Annotated in this window: 18 protein-coding genes; 5 read left to right on the plus strand and 13 right to left on the minus strand. The window is 69.5% G+C overall.

All coding sequences use genetic code 11. The features are described 5' to 3' along the window. Positions 1-732, plus strand: coding sequence for an ABC transporter ATP-binding protein (locus ACIA8G_RS18115; protein ID WP_396419630.1), 732 nt, complete (start codon positions 1-3; stop codon positions 730-732). On the opposite strand, the gene ACIA8G_RS18120 is transcribed toward ACIA8G_RS18115, so the two are convergent. From ACIA8G_RS18120 to ACIA8G_RS18145, 6 genes are all read right to left on the minus strand, one after another. Further along, entirely contained in the window at positions 691-2,478 is a 1,788-nt protein-coding gene (locus ACIA8G_RS18120) for a BTAD domain-containing putative transcriptional regulator (protein ID WP_396419632.1), read from the minus strand. The two genes, ACIA8G_RS18115 and ACIA8G_RS18120, sit on opposite strands and share 42 nt — an antisense overlap. Before the next feature lie 372 nt (positions 2,479-2,850). Next, positions 2,851-3,294 carry an RICIN domain-containing protein gene (locus ACIA8G_RS18125; RefSeq protein WP_396419634.1) on the minus strand — a complete coding sequence of 148 codons (444 nt, stop codon included), beginning with the start codon at positions 3,292-3,294 and terminating at the stop codon, positions 2,851-2,853. Beyond that, entirely contained in the window at positions 3,291-3,695 is a 405-nt protein-coding gene (locus tag ACIA8G_RS18130) for a hypothetical protein (RefSeq protein ID WP_396419635.1), read from the minus strand. Before ACIA8G_RS18130 ends, ACIA8G_RS18125 begins: the two co-directional genes overlap by 4 nt. Before the next feature lie 83 nt (positions 3,696-3,778). After that, on the minus strand, positions 3,779-7,066 hold the full coding sequence (locus tag ACIA8G_RS18135) for an error-prone DNA polymerase (protein WP_396419636.1): 3,288 nt from the start codon (positions 7,064-7,066) through the stop codon (positions 3,779-3,781). Between the two features lie 51 nt (positions 7,067-7,117). After that, a complete protein-coding gene (locus ACIA8G_RS18140; RefSeq protein WP_396419637.1) occupies positions 7,118-8,620 on the minus strand; it encodes a DNA polymerase Y family protein in 1,503 nt (500 codons plus the stop codon). Further along, entirely contained in the window at positions 8,617-9,369 is a 753-nt protein-coding gene (locus ACIA8G_RS18145) for a hypothetical protein (RefSeq protein ID WP_396419688.1), read from the minus strand. Before ACIA8G_RS18145 ends, ACIA8G_RS18140 begins: the two co-directional genes overlap by 4 nt. 270 nt (positions 9,370-9,639) lie before the next feature. Here ACIA8G_RS18145 and ACIA8G_RS18150 point away from each other — a divergent pair, with 270 nt between their 5' ends. Together ACIA8G_RS18150 and ACIA8G_RS18155 are read left to right on the plus strand one after the other, a co-directional pair. Continuing rightward, positions 9,640-10,401, plus strand: a complete 762-nt coding sequence (locus ACIA8G_RS18150; RefSeq protein WP_396419638.1) for a hypothetical protein — start codon at positions 9,640-9,642, stop codon at positions 10,399-10,401. Then, positions 10,398-11,048, plus strand: coding sequence for a hypothetical protein (locus ACIA8G_RS18155; protein ID WP_396419639.1), 651 nt, complete (start codon positions 10,398-10,400; stop codon positions 11,046-11,048). The genes ACIA8G_RS18150 and ACIA8G_RS18155 overlap by 4 nt, the downstream gene beginning before the upstream one ends. A gap of 50 nt (positions 11,049-11,098) precedes the next feature. Here ACIA8G_RS18155 and purH read toward each other — a convergent pair whose 3' ends face one another. From purH to ACIA8G_RS18190, 7 genes are all read right to left on the minus strand, one after another. Further along, a complete protein-coding gene (gene purH / locus ACIA8G_RS18160; protein ID WP_396419640.1) occupies positions 11,099-12,670 on the minus strand; it encodes a bifunctional phosphoribosylaminoimidazolecarboxamide formyltransferase/IMP cyclohydrolase in 1,572 nt (523 codons plus the stop codon). Continuing rightward, on the minus strand, positions 12,667-13,287 hold the full coding sequence (purN, locus tag ACIA8G_RS18165; protein ID WP_396419689.1) for a phosphoribosylglycinamide formyltransferase: 621 nt from the start codon (positions 13,285-13,287) through the stop codon (positions 12,667-12,669). Before purN ends, purH begins: the two co-directional genes overlap by 4 nt. Positions 13,288-13,339: 52 nt before the next feature. Next, a complete protein-coding gene (locus ACIA8G_RS18170) occupies positions 13,340-14,881 on the minus strand; it encodes a DUF6350 family protein (RefSeq protein ID WP_396419642.1) in 1,542 nt (513 codons plus the stop codon). 110 nt (positions 14,882-14,991) lie between these two features. Then, the gene (locus ACIA8G_RS18175; protein ID WP_396419643.1) at positions 14,992-15,690 is read right to left on the minus strand and encodes a DUF5336 domain-containing protein; all 699 of its coding nucleotides are present in this window, start codon (positions 15,688-15,690) and stop codon (positions 14,992-14,994) included. A 158-nt stretch (positions 15,691-15,848) separates the two neighbouring features. Then, positions 15,849-16,736, minus strand: a complete 888-nt coding sequence (sucD, locus tag ACIA8G_RS18180; protein ID WP_396419644.1) for a succinate--CoA ligase subunit alpha — start codon at positions 16,734-16,736, stop codon at positions 15,849-15,851. A 5-nt stretch (positions 16,737-16,741) separates the two neighbouring features. Further along, the gene (gene sucC / locus ACIA8G_RS18185; protein WP_396419645.1) at positions 16,742-17,908 is read right to left on the minus strand and encodes an ADP-forming succinate--CoA ligase subunit beta; all 1,167 of its coding nucleotides are present in this window, start codon (positions 17,906-17,908) and stop codon (positions 16,742-16,744) included. 173 nt (positions 17,909-18,081) lie between these two features. Further along, positions 18,082-19,761 carry a hypothetical protein gene (locus tag ACIA8G_RS18190; protein ID WP_396419646.1) on the minus strand — a complete coding sequence of 560 codons (1,680 nt, stop codon included), beginning with the start codon at positions 19,759-19,761 and terminating at the stop codon, positions 18,082-18,084. A gap of 261 nt (positions 19,762-20,022) precedes the next feature. On the opposite strand from ACIA8G_RS18190, the gene ACIA8G_RS18195 reads away from it, so the two are divergent. Both ACIA8G_RS18195 and ACIA8G_RS18200 read left to right on the plus strand, forming a co-directional pair. Beyond that, positions 20,023-21,003, plus strand: a complete 981-nt coding sequence (locus tag ACIA8G_RS18195; RefSeq protein ID WP_396419647.1) for an esterase/lipase family protein — start codon at positions 20,023-20,025, stop codon at positions 21,001-21,003. A 209-nt stretch (positions 21,004-21,212) separates the two neighbouring features. After that, positions 21,213-22,001 carry a M23 family metallopeptidase gene (locus ACIA8G_RS18200; protein ID WP_396419648.1) on the plus strand — a complete coding sequence of 263 codons (789 nt, stop codon included), beginning with the start codon at positions 21,213-21,215 and terminating at the stop codon, positions 21,999-22,001. Positions 22,002-23,244 lie beyond the last annotated feature (1,243 nt).

Consider the following 23,244-nt stretch of genomic DNA (forward strand, 5'->3'; position numbering starts at 1 on the left):
ATGGACGGCGCGACTGTCGCGATCAGCTCGGTCAGCAAGCGATTCACCAGTGGCACGGCGGGGATCAAGGCCGTGGACGACGTCTCACTGGAGATCGAAGCGGGCACCGTGGTGGCGTTGTCCGGACCGTCGGGTTCGGGCAAGTCGACGCTGCTGCACCTGGTCGGCGCGATCGACCGGCCGGACACGGGGTCGATCACCGTGGACGACGTCGACGTGACCACGTTGTCCCGCAAGGAGTCTGCCGCCTACCGCAGTCGGATCGGGTTCGTCTTCCAGCGCTACCACCTGATCCCCACCCTGTCCGTGCTCGACAACGTGCTGGCGCCGGTGCTGCCCCACAAGGTCGACTTCGACGCCCCCGCCCGTGCGGCCGAGCTGCTCGCCGCGGTCGGGCTCGAAGACCGCGGCCGGGCGCTGCCCTCCCAGCTGTCGGGCGGCCAGCAGCAACGCGTCGCGATCGCGCGGGCGCTCATCTCGCGGCCCCGGTTACTGCTCGCCGACGAGCCCACCGGCAACCTCGACTCCAAGACCGGCACGGAGATCCTGGACCTCCTCGCCACGTTGCAGGCCCAGCACCCGATGACGATCGTGATCGCAACGCACGAGCAGCACGTGGCGCAGCGCTGCGACCGGTTGGTGCGGATGCGCGACGGCCAGGTCGTCGGCGACCTGGCCGTCAGAGCGGGATCACCCGGTCTGCTCGCCGACGCGGTCGAGCTGCGCACCTGAGTCGGCGCCGATTTCGGCGCCGTACAGGCGAAGCAGGTCGTGCACCCGATACTGCCCGGACGCGCAGCGCTCCACCAGACACTCCTCGACCAGGCAGTCCAGCGCCGCTTCCGTGAGCGCAGACGGTTCGCCGAGCGTGCGCTGCGCCCAATGATTGTCAACGGCGTCACCCTCGAAGCGGCTCATGGCCGTGAACAACCGTGCCGCCCGGCGGCCCAGGTCGTCCGAGCGCCGCGACAGGCGGATGTGGTGGCGGCGCAACGAGTCACGGACCGCGTGCCCCTCCAGCCTCAGCGCATCGAGCCGATGCGCCGGGTCCAGCAGCCGCCGCACCACCGACCCCACCGCACACCGCGGCTTGTTCGCGATCAACTTGCCCGCGATGCGCAACGCGAGCGGTAAACCTCCGCAGGCCTCGGCGATCGCCGCCGACTCCTCGTGGTGAACGCCGGATGTGCTGCGCAACAGGTCGACCGCGGCCGCCGTCGGCAGCATGCCGAGCTGGATCTGCAGATCGGGGTGGGGATGCCCGATGATCCGCCGCGAGGTGATCAGCACCGTGCAGGAACCGTCGCCGGGAATCAGTCCCAGCACCTGTTCCGCGCGCTGGACGTGGTCGAGCACCAGCAGTACCCGGCGGCCCGCGGTCGCCGAGCGGAGCATCGCCGAGGCCTCGGACAGGCTTTCCGGCAACGTGGAGCCGGATCCCAGCAGCGAGCGCAGTACCCGGCGCAGCACCTGCAGCGGCGGAACGGTGTCGTCGCCCAGTTCGACGAAGATCTGTCCGTCCGGGAACGCGCTCGCAGCACGGTGTGCGGCGTGGACGGAAAGCGCGGACTTGCCGCACCCACCGGGACCGACGACCGCGACGATCTTCGGCCGGTTCGCCGCGTGACCGCTCGGTGCCAGCGCCGCGTCCAGCTGGGCGAGCTCGTCCTCGCGCCCGATCAGGACGGCGACGTCGGCCGGAAGCTCCCGCGGAATGCGGGCAGGAGAGGAAGCCGGGATGTCCGCGGCACGTCTTCGCCCGGTGAGGATCGTTCGGTGCAGCTCGCGCAGCTGCGGCTCCGGCGTGACCCCGAGGTCGCGGGCGAGCAGCGCGCGCACCTCCTCGTAGGCAGCCAACGCCGACGTCCTGGCGCCGATGTCGTCGAGGCTCTGCACCAGCAACCGCCACGCGCGTTCCCGGTACGGGTTCGCGCTGGTGAAGGCACGCAGGGCGTTGACGACCGAGATGTCGACCCCCATGCGGCACTTGGCGTCCAGCAGGTTCTCCTCACCCGCCAGCCACTGCTCCTTGAGCGTGCCCGTGACCGTGTCGAGCCGGGGGCCGCACTCGACGCTCTCGAACGGTTCACCGCGCCACAGCGCCTGCGCCCGTTCGAGGTGCAGCACCGCCGTGACGACGTCGCCCTTGCCCAGCGCGGTGTGTCCGGAAGTGGACAGTTCGTTGTAGACCAACAGGTCGAGCTCGGCCGGCTCGACGGCCAGGCTGTACCCGCTGGACCTGGCCTGCAGCCGTTGCTGCTGGCCGGCGGGCAGCATCTGCCGGATGCGCGCCACGTAACTGCGGATGTTCGCCATGCCGGACGCGGGAGGCGTTGTGCCCCACAGCTCGTCGATCAGCTCTTCGTGGGTGGCGACCCGGTTCGCCTTGGTGAGCAGGACACCGAGAACTGTGCGCAGCTTCGGACTTCCCGCAGGTCGCGCCTTGCCCCCGACTCTGATCTCCAGTGGTCCGAGCACGCGAAATTCAACCGACTCTTGCATCTGTTGCCCCCCAGGCAGAACTCGGGTGACGGTATCCCGAGGTTCTCGGGGATCGTAAGTCATTCAAGAGCTCGGGGGAATGCCGAAGTCGGTTCACGAACTGCCAGGGGTGGGCGCGGTGCTCGACTCGGAAGAGTGCGGCACCACGCCCACCCACGGTGATCGACTTCTTCACCCTCGAGATCTGTGCTGTGACCGCCGCCCTTTGCCCCGTATTTCGGTGGTCAGACGGGTGCATCGTGGTACCGGCCCCGCGTCCTCGTACTGGTTGTACGGGGACGCGGAGCCGGTGCCGCGAGGCGCCCTGCTGAGCGCCGGAAGACGCGGCGAAGGTTGGCGGTCACAGCACTAGGCACGTTGCCAGCGCTGGCCAGGGGTGCCGTCACAGGCCTTCATCCCGACCTGGGCCGAGCCGGTCCTGCTGAGGCAAAGACCGGTGTCGGCCGCCTTGATCAGCAAGTTGTCCGGCGTGCCGGTCACCAGCCAGCGGTTCGGCACCCCGCTGCCGCAACCGGACAGTCCGACGTCGGCACGGAAGCGGTCGGCGCAGGTGCCCGTCCCGACGTTCTGCAGCAACGTCCCGCCGCTGCTCGGGGTCGACCAGCGCCACAGCTGACGATTGGCCGGCCCGCAGGTGGCGAGACGGACGTCGTTGCTCGCGTCGAGGCACACGCTCGTGCCCGCCGCCTTGAACCGGTGGGTCAGCACTGCCGCCGACGCCGGCTGGGCGATGCTTCCCAGCACCCCCACCGCGAGCAGGACCGCGGACACGACGACCCTGCGCGCGATCATCCGCAGGCCACCGTGATGCTGCTGGACGTCTTGACCCACGCGTGGGTGCCGATGCCGCTCTTGATGAGCGCCCGGAACTTCTTCGACTTCGTGCCGTTGCAGGTGTACGTGGTGACGGCGTACTGGTTGGTCCGCCACACACCCGACCTGACCACGTGGTCCTTCCAGCCGATGGTCCTCTTCTCCTGGACCATGATCGTGTAGCCGGTGGTCGCCTGGTCGCAGTTGAAGAACCCGCCGAGCCCGTCGATGAAGTTGCCGCGCTTCTGCACGCTGATCCGCACGTGCTTGTCCGGGTCGCACGCGGCCATCGTCCCCATGTCCTGCGCCGACGCGCCCCCCGGCATGAGCAGCGTGGCGGCGACCGCGGTGGCCGCGGCCGTCACGAGAATCTTCCTCAATGCTTTCTCCCCTTCTGAGCAAGTGCGGGGAACCTTGCCCGGGGATTCGTTCAGGTTTCTTGCGGCTTCCTGCATTCCGCAGGTCAGCGGAAGTCGCGGGACTTCGCCGGGATCCGCAGCTCGAGGTGCTGCAGCCGGTCCGCCATCAGGCTGACCACGCCCTCCGCCGACTCCACCACTCCCCGCACGAGCATCGCGCCGCTGCTGCGCGCCACCCGCCGATAGCGCGCCCACAACCCTGGCGAGCACACGACGTTCACCATCCCGGTCTCGTCCTCGATGTTGAGGAACGTGACCCCGCCCGCCGTCGCCGGCCGTTGCCGATGCGTCACCGCGCCGCCGACCAGCACTCGCGTCCCGCGTTCGACGGAAGACAGTGCGGCGGCGGGCAAAGCTCCGAGAGAGTCCAATCGCGACCGGACGAACTGGGTCGGGAAGCTGTCCGGGGACAGGCCGGTTGCCCAGACGTCCGCCACCGCCAGTTCGACCTCGTCCATGCCTGGCAACGAAGGTGCGTCCACCCCGACCGCGGTGCCCGGCAGGCGATCGGGCCGGATGGCTGCCACAGCGCCGGCCGCCCACAGGGCTTCGCGGCGCTCCAAACCGAAGCAGGAGAAAGCGCCTGCCGTGGCAAGGGCTTCCACCTGGGCGGTGGTGAGCTGCACGCGGGCGCCGAAGTCCTCCATGTCGCGGAACGGTTGTGCGGCAACGATTCGCTCGGCATCCTCAGCACCAACGCCACGTACGGCGGAGAGGCCGATGCGGACGGCGTTCGCGCCCTCGAACATCTCCAAGCCTGCCCACGGAAGCGAGAGGTTCACGCACGGGCCGTGCACCGTCACGCCGTGGCGGCGGGCGTCGGCCACCAGGGTCTGCGGGGAGTAGAAGCCCATCGGCTGGGCACGCAGCAGGGCCGCGCAGAACGCGGCCGGGTAGTAGAGCTTGAACCACGCGCTCACGAAGACCAGGTGCGCGAACGACAGCGCGTGCGACTCGGGGAAGCCGAAGTTGGCGAACGCCAGCAGCTTCGCGTAGATCCTGCCGGCCAGTTCCTCGCCGATGCCCTGCGCCCGGCAGCCCTCGTAGAAGCGGTCGCGCAGGCGTTCCATCCTGGCGGTCGACCGTTTGGCGCCCATCGCGCGGCGCAGTTCGTCGGCCTCGGCGGCGGTGAAACCGGCCACGTCGACGGCGATCTGCATGAGCTGTTCCTGGAACAACGGGACGCCGTAGGTCTTCTTCAGCGCGTTCTTCAGCAGCGGGTGGTCGTAGTCCCACTCCTCGACCCCGTTGCGGCGCCTGATGTACGGGTGCACCGAGCCGCCCTGGATCGGGCCCGGCCTGATCAGCGCCACCTCCACGACGAGGTCGTAGAACGTGCGTGGTTTCAGGCGCGGCAACGTCGCCATCTGCGCGCGGCTCTCCACCTGGAAGACCCCCACGGAATCGGCTTTCCGCAGCATCTCGTAGACGCGCTGGTCCTCCAGGTTCACCGCTCCCATGTCGACTTCGACGCCTTCGTGGTCGCGGACGAGGTCGATGGCGTAGTGCAGGGCGGAGAGCATGCCGAGGCCCAGCAGGTCGAACTTCACCAGGCCGATGGACGCGCAGTCGTCCTTGTCCCACTGCAGAACCGTGCGCCTGTCCATGCGCGCCTTCTCCACCGGGCACACCTCGCTGACCGCGCGGTGGCAGATCACCATGCCGCCGGAGTGGATGCCGAGGTGCCGCGGGAAGTTCTCCAGCTGCGCGGACAGCTCCAGCACGTCGCGCGGGATGTCGCAGTCGTCGGTGGTGACGTTGAGCGGGCCCCACCTGTCTATCTGCTTGCTCCACGCGTCCTGCTGGCCCGGCGAGTGGCCGAGCGCGCGGGCCATGTCGCGCACCGCGGACCGGGCGCGGTAGGTGATCACGTTCGCGACCTGCGCGGCGTGCCGGCGGCCGTACTTCTCGTAGACGTGCTGGATGACCTCCTCGCGCCGGTCGGACTCGATGTCGACGTCGATGTCGGGAGGGCCGTCGCGGGCGGGGGCGAGAAAACGCTCGAAGAGCAGATCGAAGCGGACGGCGTCGACGTTGGTGATGCCGAGCGCGAAGCACACCGCGGAGTTGGCTGCGCTGCCCCTGCCCTGGCAGAGGATGTCGTTCTCCTTGCAGAAGTTCACGATGTCGTGCACGACGAGGAAGTAGCCGGGGAAACCGAGCTGTTCGATGACCTTCAGCTCGTGCTCGATCTGCCGGAACGCCTTCTCGTCGTCGTCCCGGTACCGCCGGCGCGCACCCTCGTAGGTGAGCTCGCGCAGGTAGCTGCTCTCGGTGTGGCCGGGCGGCACGTCGAACGGCGGCAGGCGCGGCGCGACCAGCCTCAGGTCGAACGCCAGCTGCATGCCGAGCAACGCGGCGTTGTGCACGGCGCCGGGGAAACGGCGGAACCGGTGCCACATCTCCTCACCGCTGCGCAGGAACGCTGCGGGCGAGGGCGGCAGCCAGCCGGCCATGTCGTCGAGGCTGCTCCGCGCGCGCACCGCGGCCATCGCGGCAGCCAGGCGGCCGCGGTTCGGCGTGGCGTAGTGCGCGGCGTTCGTCGCCACGACGGGAAGTTTGAGCCGCTGCGCCATCGCGTTGAGGATGTCGTTGCGCCGGCTGTCCTCCGGCAGGCCGTGGTCGGTCAGCTCGACGTGGACGCGTCCCTTGCCGAACAGGTCGGTGAGCCGGACGATCTCCCGGTAGGCCGCCTCCGGGCCCTCCCTGGTGAGCGCGCGGCGCACAGTTCCCTTGCGGCACCCCGTCAGCACCACGACCTCGCCCTTGGTGTCGGCGACGATCTGGTCGATGTCGTAGACGGGTTTGCCCTTCTCCGCGTCGTCGTGGAGGTGGCCGGTGGTGAGCGTGTGGCAGAGCCGGTGGTAGCCCTCCTGCTGGCGGGCAAGGAGAAGCAGGTGGTCGCCTTCCGGGTCCGGTTCGCCGTTGGCCGGCTTGCCGAGCCCGATGCTGAGCTCGGCGCCGAACACCGTGTGCACCCCGAGCTCCTTGGCCGCCTCCGCGAACCGCACCACGCCGTACATGCCGTCGTGGTCGGTGAGCGCGATGGCGTCGAGCTTGAGTCGTTGTGCCGCCTCGACGAGCTCCTCCGGGTGGCTCGCGCCGTCGAGCCAGCTGAAGTTGGAGTGCGTGTGCAGTTCCGCGTACGGCACGCGTTTGCGGGTGATGGCGCGGTCGTCCACGCGCAGCTCGAAGCCCGGCGGCGCGGTGTACCGGTCGCGGTGCCGTGACCACGCGGGACTGTCGCCACCGTCGGGGTTCTGCTCGACGGGCTTGCCGGAGAGAGCGCGTTCCAGCTCCCGCCAGCGGACCGGCGGGTTATTCCAGCCCATCCGGAGCCTTGCGCGGCAACGGGATCATGATCTCCAGGTAGTCGTCGAACATCAGTCGTACACCCCTTCCAGGAACCACTTCTCGTTCCTGCGGATCAGCAGGAACGCCTGGCCGTTCGTCTGCACCTGAATGCGCGCGGCCCGGTGCGGGTCCGGCGCCCACCACCGCTCGTCGACCGGCCACGGGCCCGCCCACGCGATGACGTCCTGCGCTTTGCCTTTCACGGCAAGCCTTTGAGGCCGCGCGGTCAGCTCGAGCCGGCCGGTCACGCCTATCTCCTCGCCGGCCGCGTCCCACAGGTCGGCCGGTTCGTCGGCGAGCGTCGCGGGCGCCCTGGCGAGCCGGCCTGGCCACGGGTGGTCCGGGTTGCGCAGCGGTACCCGCTCGTCGCCCCACGGCACGAGCCTGACCTGCTCCTTCGGCCCGATGCCGCCGTCGAGCACCGGGACCTGCACACCGTCCGGGCCGAGCAGGCCCTGCACGTGCAGCAGGGCGCGCACCGCGCGTTCGTCGTCGTGGCCCCACAAGCCGAGCTGCAGAGCGGTCCCGTGGACGACCTCGACCGGTTCGAGGGTGAGCGTCCTGATGCCGGAGCTGAGGCGTTCGCGGGTCAGCCAGCCGTCCAGCTGCCAGCGCACCCGGTCCGCGATTCCCCGTGGTGTCAACGGTTCCGCGGCACGCCACACCCGATGCAGCTCCTCGTCGTGCTCGGTGCGGGCGTGGATGCCCAGGCGCGTGCACGCGAGACTTCTGGCGGCGAGCCCGTCGTGCAGCCGTTCCGCGAGGATCTTCGCGGCGAACGCGGCCTTGTCGATCCGGTCGACCGGATCGTCGAACGTCTCCGTGACGACCAGCTCCGGCGCGGGCCTGCGCTTGTCGAGCGGACGTTCCGGCAGGCCGCGGGCCAGCCGGTGCTGGCGCGTGGCCGGACCGCCGAACCGCGACGCGACAGCGTTCTCCGGCACGTCCGCGAACGCGCCCAACGTCTTCAGCCCGAGCCTTCTGAGCAGATCGACCAGTTCCGGGGAGTCCAGTTCGTGCACGCCCAGCGGCCGCAGGAACTCCGCGGTCTCGCCCGGCGGCACGATCACGTTGCGGTGCGCGGCTTTCGTGGCCGCGAAGAGGCTGTCGGCGAACCCGACCCAGGCTTCCGTGCCGGTGTGCGTCGCGACGTGGTCGACGATGCGTTCCGCTGCCTGCTCGGCGGTCTTGAAGTAGCCGACCGGACCCCGCGCCGCGACGGCGACCAGCCCCGGCTGCACGACCTCGATACCGGGCGCGAGCTCCTCGACGGCCTCGGCGACCGGCTCGAAGAACCTGGCGTCGCGCTGGGGGTCGTGCTCGAACGTGATCAGCTCGGGGCACATCGACTCGGCCATGCGTTTGCGCATCGCCCGGCGCAGGCCCTCGGCGCGTGCCACGGCCGAGGTCGACACGATCTCGTTGCCGTCGACGACCGCCACCGGCACGTGCGGGCTGGTGCCTGTCGCGGTGCAGGCAGCGATCACCGGCCAGTCCGGGCACCAGACCGCGAGGAGCCGGGTGTCCCTCACGCGGGCAGCTCCCAGGTTGTAGCCCGCCTGGCGGCCAGCTCGTCGCCCCGGTCCGGACCGGCATCAGCCGGCTCGTCGGACCTGAGCGGTTCGCCGGCCACCAGCGGGAGCTCGATCTCTTCCTCGCCGAACGTCAGCAGCACCTGCTTCGGCCGTCCCGCCGAGCCGCGGCCACCGCTGCGCACGCTGATCTGCTGACGCCGCAACGTTTCCGCGCCGTCGTCGAGCGGGTTCCACTGCACGGACTCGGCGGTCAGCTCCACATCGGCGGAGGGCCAGGAGCCGAACGCGATCAGGACGGCCCGGCGCTGACGGGCACGGGCCGTGAGCCGGCGGGCCAGCGCGGGTGACAGGGGGCAGCCGACCGCCACCAGGTCGATGCCGTCCAGCAGGGCCGCGATCACCGGGCCCGGATCGGCGCCGGGACGTGGGACGAGTGCCAGCCGCTGCACCGAGACCCCGAGCTCGGCCGCGGCCAGCACTCCCACCTGCGGCAGGCCGACCACGGCGGCCCAGCAGCCGTCCGCGGTCGCACCAGCCAACAACGCGAGCAGCAACGATGTCGATCCGCCCACCGACACCGTGCTGCCTCGCCGCAAGCCGCCCCACGGCAGCAGGCCCGCCAGTTCCCCGCGAACCGGCAGCACCCGCCCCGTGGTGTGGTCGGTGGTGGTGCTGGTCAGCTCGCTGGCCGGGTTCACCCCGAGCGCGGCCAACGACGCCGTTGCCGACCTCTGCACTCCACCCACCTCCCGTCCGATCGTGCGCACCCCTGTGCACGATCGCCGAGGGAAGTTCGGCGACTTGCTATTCGAACTCTTGTTCGAACGATGGGGAGATCGTAGCGCGCCGTTGCGCCCCGCTGTCAATGCCAAACGCCACCCACATGGGTGAATAACCGGATCACTCACCGCGTCCGTTCGAACACGCTGAGGGAAAGCTTCTGGTCAGAGCGGCCACGCGGAACCGCAAGGTCAACTACGGTGACGCCGACGTCTCAGAACTGATGAGGAAACCCCGTGAACGCACCTCAGGGCTGGCAGCAGCAACCTCCGCAGCAGGGCTGGCAGCAGCCGCCCGGGCCGGGATACCCGCCGCCCCAGGGGCAAGGCCACGGCTACCCGCCCCAGGGTCCTGGCTACCCGCCGCAAGGCCCCGGTCATCCGCCGCAGCGCAAGAAGAGCAAGGCACCGATCGTCATCGCGGCCGTCATCGGCTCGATCCTGCTCCTCGGCGGACTCGGCACCGGCGGTTTCTTCTTCTTCAACGTCCGCAAGGACCACGGCGACCCGCTGCGCACCGTCGCCCAGCCCGAGCTCTGCAAGAACGTCTCGCCAGAGACGCTCGCCAAGGCGCGCACCACGAACCCCGCGCAGATCGGCACCTACGAGCAGAAGTTCGACGGCTCAACGCTCACGGCCTGCTCCTGGGACAAGACCAAGGGCCGCGACGGCTCCGGGGTGCGGATGCTGACCGTCTACACCGAACAGACCGACACGAGCGGCGAGAAGGCGTTCGAGCTGCGCCTGCAACAGGCCAGCACCAGCACCCAGGCCACCCTCAAGAAGGTCGACGGCGTCGGCGACCAGGCGTCGGTCGTCGTCATCCCCCGCGGCAGCGGGACCACGGAGCTCGTCTACCTCGTCCGCAGGGGCGAGGACGTCGTCAGCGTCGAGTACTTCGGCTGGGACCCCGGCCTGTTCTCGCCCAGCAAGCCGGACACCGCGGAGCTGGAGGCGACCGCGAAGGCGGTGCTCGACGACGTGCTGGGGAAGTTGTGAACCAGCCGCCGCCGGGCTGGGGCCATCCGCAGCCGCCCAGGAAGAACAAGGCACCGCTGATCATCGGGATCATCGGCGGCGTCCTGGTGCTCGGCGGCGTCGTCACCGCGCTCGCGTTCTACCTCAACGCCAACACCGAAGGCGGCAGCGAAAAGCGGTCCGACCAGCTGCCCGCGACGTGCGCCAACATCTCGGAGGCCGCGCTGGCCAAGGCGCGCACGACGAACCCGAACGGACTCGGCTCGTCCGAGCAGGAGCTGTCGAACGGCAAGCGCACGATCTGCTCGTGGAACCAGACCAAGCACACCGACGGCACCGGCCTGCGCAGCACCGACGTCTACATCTCCAGCGGGCAGGAGCAGGCCGGCAACGACTTCGACCGGATCGTGGCGCAGCACATGGCCAACGCCCAGGGCGTGCCGCGGCAGAAACCGCTCAACGGGCTCGGTGACGAGGCCGTGGCGGTGCTGGTCGAGACGAAGTCGGCGTTCACCGAGATCTCGATCATCGTGCGCAAGGGCGACACCGTGGTCGAGGTCGACTACGCGGGCTGGGACGCGGGCATCTTCACCCACTCCAAGCCGAACGTCGTGGAGTTCGAGGCCGCCGCGAGGGGCATGGCCGAAGAGATGGTCGCCCGGCTGTAGCAACGAAAAGGGCCGCTCCCCCAACGGAAGCGGCCCTTCTCAGCACGAACTCAGTGCGCGAAGTGGCGCGTACCCGTGAGGTACAGCGTCACGCCGGCCTCCTCGGCCTTGGCGATCACCTCGGGGTCGCGCACCGAACCACCGGGCTGCACGACCGCGCGCACACCGGCCTCCAGCAGCACCTCGAGGCCGTCCGGGAACGGGAAGAACGCGTCCGACGCGCCGACCGCACCCTTGGCCCGCTCACCGGCGCGCTTCACCGCGAGGTGGGAGGAGTCGACCCGGTTGACCTGGCCCATGCCGACGCCGACGGTGGCACCGTTGTCCGCCAGCAGGATCGCGTTCGACTTCACCGAGCGGATGGAGCGCCACGCGAACTCGAGGTCCGCCAGCGTCTTCTCGTCCGCGGGCTTGCCGGCGGCCAGCGTCCAGTTCGCCGGGCTGTCGCCGTCGGCATTGATGGCGTCGCGCTGCTGCAGCAGCAGGCCGCCGGACACCGGACGCATCTCGGCGCCACCGCGGGCAGGTGCCTCGGCCACGAGGATGCGCACGTTCTTCTTGCGCTGCAACACCTCCACCGCACCGTCCGCATAGGACGGAGCGATGACGACCTCGGTGAAGATCTCCGAGACGAACTCGGCCATCTCCACGGTGACCTCGCGGTTCGCCGCGATGATACCGCCGAACGCGCTCACCGGGTCGCACTCGTGCGCCTTGCGATGCGCGTCCGCGATGCTCACCGTGGACACCGCGATGCCGCACGGGTTCGCGTGCTTGATGATCGCGACGCACGGCAGCTCGTGGTCCCACGCGGCACGCCACGCGGCGTCACCGTCGAGGTAGTTGTTGTACGACATCTCCTTGCCGTGCAACTGCTTCGCCGACGCGAGGCCGGTACGGCCGTCGCCCTGCGTATAGATCGCGGCACTCTGGTGCGGGTTCTCGCCGTAGCGCAGCACGTTCGACCGGTTCCAGGTCGCGCCGACCCAGCCGGGGAAACCGCTGCCCTCGTCGTCCGGCGCCAGCACGTTGCCGATCCAGGACGCCACGGCCACGTCGTAGGTCGCGGTGTGCCGGAACGCGGCCGCGGCCAGCTTCTGCCGGTCCGCCAGCGTGAAGCCGCCCTCGCGGACGTTCTCCAGCACCCAGTCGTAGCGCGCCGGGTCGACGACGACCGCGACGTTCGCGTGGTTCTTCGCCGACGCGCGCACCATCGCGGGGCCGCCGATGTCGATCTGCTCGACGCAGTCGTCGGGGCTCGCGCCGGACGCGACGGTCTGCGTGAACGGGTACAGGTTCACGACCAGCAGGTCGAACGGCGCGATGTCCATCTCACGCAGCTGCTGGACGTGCGACTCCTTGCGCACGTCCGCGAGCAGACCGGCGTGCACGCGCGGGTGCAGCGTCTTGACGCGGCCGTCGAGGCACTCGGGGAACCCGGTCACCTGCTCGACCGGCGTCACCGGGACGCCCGCGTCGGCGAGCACCTTCGCGGTGCCGCCGGTGGACACGATCTCGACTCCGGCCGCGTGCAGGCCGGTGGCCAGTTCCAGCAGGCCGGCCTTGTCGGAGACCCCGATCAGGGCCCGGCGGACCGGTCGCCTCTCGGCAGGAGTGCTCACGGAATGCTCACCTTTCGTCCGTTCACGGTGCAGCCCTCGCGGGCCAGCCTGCCGACCGTCTCGACGAGCAGCCGGCGTTCGACGACCTTGATGCGTTCGTGCAGGGTCTCCTCGGTGTCGCCGGGTTCGACGACAACGGCCTCCTGCGCGAGGATCGGCCCGGTGTCCACGCCCGCGTCGACCAGGTGCACGGTCGATCCGGTGACGTGCACGCCGTAGTCCAGCGCGTCACGCACACCGTGTGCGCCGGGGAAGGCGGGCAGCAGCGCGGGGTGGGTGTTGATCATCCGGCCGCCGTAGCGCGCCAGGAACGCCGGGCCGATGATCTTCATGAAGCCCGCCGACACCACCAGGTCGGGCTCGTGGGCCGCGACGGCCTCGGTCAGGGCGATGTCCCACGCCGCGCGGTCCGCGTGGTCGCGCAGCTTCACGGCGAAGTGCGGCACGCCCGCGCGTTCGGCGCGCTTGAGGCCCTCGATGTTCTCGCGGTCGGCGCCGACCGCGACCACCGCGATCGGGAGGTCGGTGGCGTCCAGCAACGCCTGCATGAGGGTTCCGGAACCGGAGACGAGTACGACGACGCGCGCCGGTGCGGGAAGCCGAAGTTCGGTACTCAGCGTCTACTCCTGGGCGTGGCGTGTTGTAGCAGCTCAGGGGCAGCCTATGACGTCACCGTTCGGGCTTGCCGTCCAGGTCCTCCTCGGGCTCCATGCCGAGCATCTCGTCGAACTCCGCGTCGAGGTCTTCCTCTTCTGCGACGGGTCCTTCGACGTCTTCAGGAGCGTCTTCTTCGGGGTCTTCGTCGAGTTCGTCGTCCTCATCGACGACGTCCTCGTCGTATTCGTCGTACTCGTCATCGTCGTAGTAGTCGTCGGTCTCGAGGTCTTCCTCGACCTCGAACTCGTCCTCGTCCACCACTTCGAGCTGCTCGAACTGCTCGGTGAGCTCGTCGTCCTCGAACACGGTGTCCTCGTCGACGGCTTCTTCGTCGTAGTCCGGCTCGACGAACTCGGCATCGCCGTCCTCGGCCGCCGCGGCCTTCGTCTTCGTCCCGGCGAGCCAGGCGACGAGCGCTCCCGGCACCAGCACCCACAGCGCGACCATCAGCGCGAGCAGGCCGGCCGGCACCGTCACCGGGTCGAACGCACCGGACGCCAGCCGCCCGCCGGCGGTCGCGGCGAGCACCAGGCTGCCCACGGCAGCGGTGATCGCGGCGACCAGCACCGCGCGGAACCGCGAGGCGGGCCGCTCGGACACGGTGCGGCAGGTCCAGCCGACGAACGCGCCGATCACCGCCGCGCCCACCAGCACCACCGGACTCAGTGCGAACTCGGTCTCCGGCATCGCGGCCAGCAACGGCACGGACGGCACCGGACCGGGGACGAACCGCATCGGCGAGATCTCGACCCCGCCCATCGAGAACCCGGCACCCACGACGTACGAGTAGCCGGCGATGATCGCGTTCGGGAGATAGCCGACGCACAGCAGGAACACCCCGAGCCCGACCCCGACCGTCGGCCCCGCCTGCGAGAAGAGCTCGCTGGTCTTGGGCCACGAGGCCGCCAGCCCGGCCGCCACCGCCAGCGCACCCGCGCTGACCAGTGCGAACAACGCCATGAACCCGGCGCGCAAACCCTGCAGCGCCACCGGGTCGAGCTTGTCGAACACCATCTCGACGAGACCGCAGCGGCGCGCGACACCGATCGTGGCGGCGACACCGGACACCGCGGCACAGCCGAAGAACGCGACGGCGGGCGTGGCACGCACGACCCCGTCTCCCATCAGCAACGCGATCGTGCCGCCCACCACCGCGTGCGAACCCGCGATGCTCAGCACGACAGCACGTGCCTGCAGAGGTTCGTAGAGACCGAGCCGGTCGGCCGTGCCCGCGGCGGTGCGGCTGACGAGCAGCATCAGCAACGCGGTCGGCAGCAGCGGCAACACCCCGAACTGACCGGCGTCGAAGCGCAGCGGCACGTGGTGTGCGGCCAGCCACGCGGGCGCGGCGGCGGTGAGCACACCGGCGGTGTCGAAGTCCGCGTAGGTCGCCGTCGCGGTGATCAGCGCGAGCAGCGCGGCCACGGCGGCGTACCCGACGACCACCGACCCGATCGCCGCCGCGATGAGCACCCGCGTGCGTTCGGAGCGCGAGAACTCCGGCGGACGGACGGTGTTCACCTCGCGGGTCGCGTCGCGTTGCAGCACGGGCACTTCTCCACTGTGTCAGGCCGACTGAGCCATTCGGATGAGGCACGCCGCGTGAAACGACAGGGGTGGCACCGGAAGACCCGGCACCACCCCTGATGTCGAACGGCGTGCGGTTACTGCTGCGGTCCGCCGAAGCCACCGGGCGGCGTGCCCGGCGAGCCGAACTGACCCGGCTGCGGCATGAAGCTGGTCTGCTGCGGCGGCTGACCCGGCTGCTGGGGCTGCTGCGGCTGCTGGCCGAACTGCTGCTGGCCGAACTGCGGCTGCTGCGGAGCCTGCTGCTGGGGCGCACCGTGCTGCGGGTGCTGACCCTGCTGCGGGAACGCGCCGGACTGCGGGTTCCAGCCACCGGGCTGGCCACCGCCGTACGGGTTCGCGGGCTTCGGCTCGAACTTCACGATGCCCTCGGCGAGCAGCAGCGTCAGCACGATGGCCGCGGCCTGCACGAGCGCGACGATCAGCAGCACGATCTGCATGCCCTGAACCGACGGGCCCTTGATGATGCTCTGCAGCACCAGAAGCATCTGCACCGCCGACAGCGCGGCGGCCACCGGGATGAACTTCGGCGCGTTCGGCAGAAGCGTGAGGCCCGCGAGCGCGCCCGCGACCATCAGCCACAACGCGTCGCCGGAGCTCACGTCGTCGGCGAAGGCGAGCAGGTACGCGACGAGGCCGAGACCGGCCGCGACCAGCGGAAGGATCATGCTCAGGTTGACGTTGCCGGCGCCGGGGGCGCCAGGGGCCTGGGACGGTGCCTGGTGCTGTGCCGGACCCGGCGGCTGCTGTTGGGGTGCGCCGTAAGGCACGGACATGTCGAGGTCTCCTCCTCAAGCCATGGTTGCGTCGTCGACGCTAGCCGATGCGTTTGCTCAGACGATGACCGGATCATGCCGGTTCCGCCATACGAGCGAGGGCCGGACTCCGAAAGTACTCCGAAGCCCGGCCCTGTGTGCTGCTCTACGTACGTCTGTCAGAGAGCGTTCATGATCTCGCGCATCAGCGCGGCGGTCTCGGACGGCGTCTTGCCGACCTTGACTCCGGCGGCCTCGAGGGCCTCCTTCTTCGCCTGCGCGGTGCCCGCCGAGCCCGAGACGATGGCGCCGGCGTGGCCCATGGTCTTGCCCTCGGGGGCGGTGAAGCCCGCGACGTAGCCGACGACCGGCTTGGTCACGTTCTCCTTGATGAACGCGGCCGCACGCTCCTCGGCGTCGCCACCGATCTCACCGATCATCACGATCGCGGTGGTCTCGGGGTCGGCCTCGAACGCCTCGAGGGCGTCGATGTGCGTGGTGCCGATGATCGGGTCGCCACCGATGCCGATCGCGGTGGAGAAGCCGAAGTCCCGCAGCTCGTACATCATCTGGTAGGTCAGGGTGCCGGACTTCGACACCAGACCGATCTTGCCGCTGCCCGCGATGTTCGCGGGGATGATGCCGGCGTTCGACTTGCCGGGGCTGATGATGCCGGGGCAGTTCGGGCCGATGATGCGGGTCTTGTTGCCGGTCGCGACGGCGTGCGCCCAGAAGTAGGCGGTGTCGTGCACCGGGATGCCCTCGGTGATGACGACGGCCAGCTCGATCTCGGCGTCGATCGCCTCGACCACGGCGGCCTTCGAGAAGGCCGGCGGGACGAAGATCACGGTCACGTTCGCGCCGGTGGCCTCGATGGCCTCCTTGACGGTGCCGAAGACCGGGAGGACGGTGCCGTCGAAGTCGACCTTCTCGCCCGCCTTGCGCGGGTTCACGCCACCGACGATGTTCGTGCCGGACGCGAGCATGCGCTTGGTGTGCTTGGTGCCTTCGGCACCGGTCATGCCCTGGACGATGACCTTGCTGGTCTCGTTGAGGAAGATAGCCATCTTGGTCAGACCCCCGCAGCCGCGAGCTCGGCGGCCTTGGCGGCCGCGTTGTCCATCGTGTCGACAACGGTCACCAGCGGGTGGTTGGCCTCGGCGAGAATGCGGCGGCCCTCCTCCACGTTGTTGCCGTCGAGGCGGACGACGAGCGGCTTGGTGGCCTCGTCGCCGAGGATCTCCAGCGCCGCCACGATGCCGTTGGCGACCGCGTCACACGCGGTGATGCCACCGAAGACGTTGACGAACACCGAGCGGACGGCCTCGTCGTGGAGGATGACGTCCAGGCCGTTCGCCATGACCTCGGCGGACGCGCCGCCACCGATGTCGAGGAAGTTCGCGGGCTTCACGCCGTACTGCTCACCGGCGTACGCGACGACGTCCAGCGTCGACATGACCAGACCGGCACCGTTGCCGATGATGCCGACCTCGCCGTCGAGCTTGACGTAGTTGAGGCCCTTCTCCTTGGCCTTCGCCTCGAGCGGGTTCTCGGCGGCCTTGTCGACCAGCTCCGCGTGAGCGGGGTGGCGGAAGTCCGCGTTCTCGTCGAGCGTGACCTTGCCGTCGAGCGCGACGATCTTGCCCTGCGGGTCGCGGACCAGCGGGTTGACCTCGACGAGCGTGGCGTCCTCCGCGACGAAGGTCTCCCACAGCTTGACGATGACGTCGACGACCTGGTCCTTGACCTCGGCCGGGAACTTCGCCGCGTCGGCGATCTCCGTGGCCTTGGCGACGTCGACACCCTTGATGGCGTCGATGTGGATCTTCGCGAGGGCCTCGGGCTTGGTGGCCGCGACCTCCTCGATGTCCATGCCGCCCTCGACGCTCGCCATGGCGAGGAAGGTGCGGTTGGCGCGGTCGAGCAAGAAGGAGAAGTAGTACTCCTCCGCGATGTCAGAGGCGGGCGTCACCAGCACGCGGTGAACGATGTGCCCCTTGATGTCGAGGCCGAGGATGGCGGTCGCCTTCTCCTCGGTCTCGTCGGCGTCCTTGGCCAGCTTCACGCCGCCGGCCTTTCCGCGGCCGCCGGTCTTCACCTGGGCCTTGACGACGACGGCCTGGCCGAACTTCGCGGCGATGGCCTTGGCGTCGGCGGGGTTGGTGGCCACATCGCCCGGCAGTACCGGGACGCCGTGGGCGGCGAAGAGATCCTTCGCCTGGTACTCGTACAGGTCCACTCGGGTCTCCTGCGACGTCGGTGTCGGAACACCGCGCCTGGGTGGTCCTCAAGGGGCCGTGCGAACCCACTTGACGCGGCTGGGCCCAGACACTATCGAGCTGCAGGTACCCGACGCACGCCACCACCGGTGAGGTCGGTCTCAACAGCGGTGAGGTCGATCACGCGAGCCCTTTATCGACTTGCGCGAGCACCCATCAAACCCGCCGCGACCAGCAGCGCCGCGCAGGACGCCAGCGCCAGCCACGTGCCGGGCGCCGCCACCGCTCCCACGACCTTGTCACCGGTCAGCGGCAGTTCCAGCGCACGCACGCCGAGCAACAGCACCCCGCCCGCGAGCAGCGCGGCACCGCGAGCGGGCCGCGACCGCAGTGCGACCGCCAGGCCGATGATCAAAACCACAAGTGAGGAGAGCAACGCTGCCGAAACAGCGGTGTCGCCGTCCGGCACCAACGTCGGCGCTGTGTAGTTGTCACCGCGCAGGTTCGGCAGCGCGAAGGCGCCCACCGCGAAGAGCCCGGCCAGCAGCACCGCGCCCAACTCGGCCACCGGCACCTCCTGCCGTTTGCCGATCTCCGTGTTCTCCCGCTCGACGGCACCGGCGAGGCCAGCGCAGATCAACGCGAGCAGACCGAGCGGGAACTCGATCACCATCAGCCAGAAGCCCGCACCGGGCTGGGCGATGCCCAGCTGGTTGGCGGCCAGCACCGGCTGGGCCGCGACCGCCGCGGCGAGCTGCATCGCGAGGTAGCCGAACAACAGAGCCGGGCGCACCGCGCCGGCGACAGACGGGACGAGCAACGCGAGCCCCAGCAGACCGAACGCGAGCCCGGCAGGCCAGAGGACATTCGACGAGGCCAGCTCGGGTGCGGCACCACCCGTCGCGAGGACGAGCTGCGGCACGACCGCGCCGGTGAGCGTCGCGGCGGCGGAGAGCACGGCGAGGACACCTGCCGTCACGTGCATCCGCTGGATCGAGGGCAACGGGAGGTCACGCGTGGCGTCGCGCTTGCCGCGCACCATCCGCCACAACCGGGCCAGCGGGGGAATGAGAGGCAACGCCAGCGCGGCGAGCAGCGCGAACACCGGACCCGCCGCGATCCCGATACCGGGCGCGACCGTGGCGGTCACCAGCGGCGGAAGCACAACGGCCAGCAGCGCGAGCATCACGCCGAGCGCCCCACCCTCGCGGGTGTCCGGATCGGGTGAGGTCGCGGCGAGAGCGGCGGCGAGCGGCGCGGCGAGGGCGATCAGCAGCCCGCCGGTCAGCCCGAGTGCGGGCAGGTCCCACGGCCCGCGGTCGAGCTGGAACGGATCCGCCGAGATGAACGGCTTGCCCAGCAACCCGACCGTCGCCACCGCGGCAATGATCATGGAGCGCATCACGAGGCCCGCGGGCTCCGACTCGTCCGCCGGCATGCCGGCACGACCGGCCGCCAGCAGGCCGCCGGCGATCGCCAGCACGTGCCCGGCCAGCAGCAACCACAACCCCGGCGCCGGGGTGACAGCGATGAGGGTCGCCGGCCGGAACAGCTCTGGCCGCGCCACCGACATCGGATCGAACGCGATCAGCAGGTCGCTCAACAGGCGGCCGACGGCGAAAACGCCCACCGCGGCGATCAGCCCGGCCGCCACGAACGGCCTGCCGCGCAGCAGCAACGCGCCCGCGACCACCGGAGGCGCCAGCGCCAGCAGGGCGAGCAACGGCCAGGAGGTGAAGGCGGGTTCCGCTCCGTCGACCACCCCGAGCAGCGGGCCCACCGCGAGGAGGAGGGCGCCTGCCGCAGAGAGCGCCCACGCGGTGCGCAGTCGGGAGGCCGCCGGGGTCTGGTTCTCGAGCTCGGTTCGAGTCATCGCGGGCGAACCTAGCAATACAGCTGTTGGGTTCTGTGTCACCTGTGAGGTCCGGGTTGCGTGGCGATGGGATGTTCGGGCGCTCGGCTGTGTTTGTTCGGGCGTTCGGCGGGGGCGTCACTCTTGTTGTTCGGGCGTTCGGCGGGGGCGTCCGGGCGCGTGTCGACGCGAGCTCGCCCTAGTGAGACGAAATTCGTTCGCATGTGGAAAACGTCCGCTGGGTACTCCTAGTCGGTGACTCCATCACTTACCGTCGCTCATATGAGCGAGAGCGGCCGGTCGTGGATGACGCGTCTGACTGACGCCGTCCTCGATCGTGCCGGGTGGGGCGTGCACGCCGCTCGCGACGTCGCCGAAGAGGTCAAGGTCGCGCTGCGCGCCATGGCCACGCCCGGCGGGATGCGCGGAGTCGCGATGGAGGCGGCCTGGCTGACCGCCCACGCGGTGCTCTACCCGTGGGGCGCGATCACCGAGCAGCTGCGCCCGGACGGCCACTTCCGGCACTACCGCACCGACGGCCTGCCGCCCCGCCAGCGCGGTCTGGTGGTTTCGGCGATGGACGCGGCGGGAACCCCCATCGTGTTGGTGCACGGCATCGGGGACAACCGCTCCGCCTTCGCAGTGCTGTCGGGGGCGCTGCGAAGGCGGGGCTTCGGGGTGGTGCACGCCATCAACTACAGCGTGCTGACGGCGTTGACCGGGGACGTCCGCCGCTCGGCCGCCCTGCTCGGTGCGCACATCGAGCGGATCTGCGAGCAGACCGGCTCGGATCAGGTGCATGTCGTCGGCCATTCCCTGGGCGGTCTCATTGCCAGGTACTACGTGCAACGGCTGCACGGTGACTCACGCGTTCGCACACTTGTGACCCTCGGGACGCCGCACAGCGGCACCCTCGCCGCCTATCTGCTGCCGACCCCGCTGACCAAGCAGTTGCGCCCCGGCTCCGAACTGCTCTCGGAGCTCGCCGAACCGTGCCGACCGTGTCGCACGAAGTTCGTAGTGGTGTGGTCAGAGATGGATCAGATCATCGTCCCGCAGCGCAACGCCCGGCTGGAGCACTCGTCATTACTCGTTGAAGAGCACCAGATACGTGATTCAGGTCACCTTTCTTTGCCGGTTGACACGAGGACTCTTCACGTAGTTGTGACCGCCATCACCCGATCGGATGACTTGTCAACTCACCCCATTGCCGCTGGCGGTGAGGCGTGTCGTCCACCCGGCGTGACCGACGGTCACAGTTGACAGTTGAAAGTTCCAGGTAGCCGCCTGTTCGGACGACATAACGAACTGGGGTTTGCCCTCCGAGGCTCCCCGCCGTTACTGTCCCCCGGTCCGTTGTCACGGTCTGGTCACAGAAGGACACCGAGTCAGAACCCCGAATTCTGACTCACCGGGAATCCCCCGCCCGGCAGTCCACCCGACCAGGCTCCCCGAAGGCGGAAGGGCAAGCTTTGTCTCACCACCGCTCCCCCGGCGGCCATGAACGCAGTGCTGCGCTAGATGAGGCGGTCGACCGTGCCTCCACGCGCAACGTCAGCTCTCACCGGCTCCCCCCGCCGCCCTCGGCGCTGCGCGGACGCATCGTCGTCGCCGCAGTCGCAGTAGGCGCGTTCGCCGCAGCAGGCGCAGGTCAGACCCTGCAGGCCGCTACGGACGACACCAAAGACGTTCAGCTCGCGAACCAGGCAGACGCCGCGGCCACGTTCGACGGCCAGGGCGGTAACACCGCGCCCGCGCCGCAGATCCTCGCGATCTCCAAGACGACGGCGGAAGGCTCCGCCGAGGCCGCGAAGCTCGTCCGCAGCCAGCAGGCCACCACGCAGCGCGAGGCCGCAGAGGCCGAAAAGAAGCGCCCGAAGTTCTTCCGCCCCGCCGCCGGTGACTTCACCTCCGGCTACGGCGGCCGCTGGGGCTCGATGCACTACGGCATCGACATCGCCGGCCCGATCGGCACCCCGATCCTCTCCGCCGCCGACGGCGTGATCCTCGAGGCCGGGCCCGCGTCCGGGTTCGGGTTGTGGGTTCGCGTGCAGCACACCGACGGCACCATCACCGTCTACGGCCACGTCAACGACTACAGCGTCCGCGAGGGCCAGCAGGTCAAGGCCGGTCAGCAGATCGCCCGCATGGGTAACCGCGGCTTCTCCACCGGGCCCCACCTGCACTTCGAGGTCTGGAACCCGGACGGCCAGAAGATCAACCCGCTTACGTGGTTGAACTCGCGCGGCGTCTCGGTCTGATTCGCCTGATTCCCGGGCCTGATCTTGTGGGCCTGATTTTGTGGGCCTGGTTTTGGTTCGGCCGTTGCTGAACTACCGCTGAGTAGCCGTGTGAGCCGCCTGGTGCGGTGGACCCACCTCTCGGTGTGGGTCGGGGCGCTTCAGGGGCCCCAGGGGCCTCAGAGGCCTCAGAGGCCTCAGGAGGCCCGTTAGGCTCAAGCGTCGCCGTAGTGGGGCTCGTGCTCCTGGCGGATGAAGTACGCGGTGGCGACTCGCCAGACTGAGCACATGTGGCGGCGCCAGCGGGGGCCGCACGCCTTGCAGGACCCGCTCTCGGTGGCCTCGTGGAGGCTGAGGAGGGTTCGCCAGGCTTCGATGAGTCGTTGAGCTTCTGAGCTCCGGCGGTCCTGGTGGTCCAGGTGACTCTGGTGTTCCGGGCGACTTTGGCGTTCCAGCTGCGCGAGATTTGCGAACACACGTTCGTGTAGCAGCTGAGCAAGTACGTGATCCATGCTGAGCGCTCCCGCTGGGTTGAGTTCCGCATGCGGTTGATTGTGCTCAGGGGGTCTGACAATTTTTGGCGGCTGGATCCTGGGCCGGTTCCTGGGCTGCTTCCTGGGCGACCTGGGCGTGGTCTAGCTGCGGAAGCGCTGCTGGTTGGCTGGCGAGACAGTACGGCCGGACCGCTCTCCCGTTCGGTCCGGCCGTACCTCGCCGCGAAGTTCTGGCCCCCGCCTTCCCTTCGCTCCCCTTCGTCTGCAGGCTGCTTCCCTCTTGCCTTGGATCGCCCCGAACGTTCCTCGGCTGTGCTGCTTGCGACACCCAAATAGACGTACTTGGGGGCTGGGCGTTGCGCGAAAATTTGGACTTTCTGTGAAATTCATCAAGTTGGGCTGAAGGTGCAGGTCAGGGAGGTGGGGGTTGTCCGGTTCGTGAGGGTTGTGGTAATTCGTCCCTGGGCGGTCGCGTGCGGTCCGTAGGTGGTGCTGTTGCGTTGGCGGGTTCCTGGTGAGTGCTTCCACCTGGGGCTCTGCCCCAGACCCCGGCAATCTGATCTGGGGGTCCGCGCCGGTCGCGGGTTGATGGCACGCCTGTTGCATTGGGCGGCCGCCGGTTGCGTAGGTGCTTGCGTTGGCGGTGGGGTCCCGTCACGAGTCACACGGGAGGCAGCCACACCTGGGGGATGAGGTCAAGTCGACGAAAAGCGTGTCGACTTGACCTCATCCCCCAGGCGCGGCAACAGCATCCATGCGACTCGTGACGG

Origin of the sequence: Lentzea sp. NPDC051213, assembly GCF_044455585.1 — a bacterium.
GTDB lineage: Bacteria > Actinomycetota > Actinomycetes > Mycobacteriales > Pseudonocardiaceae > Lentzea.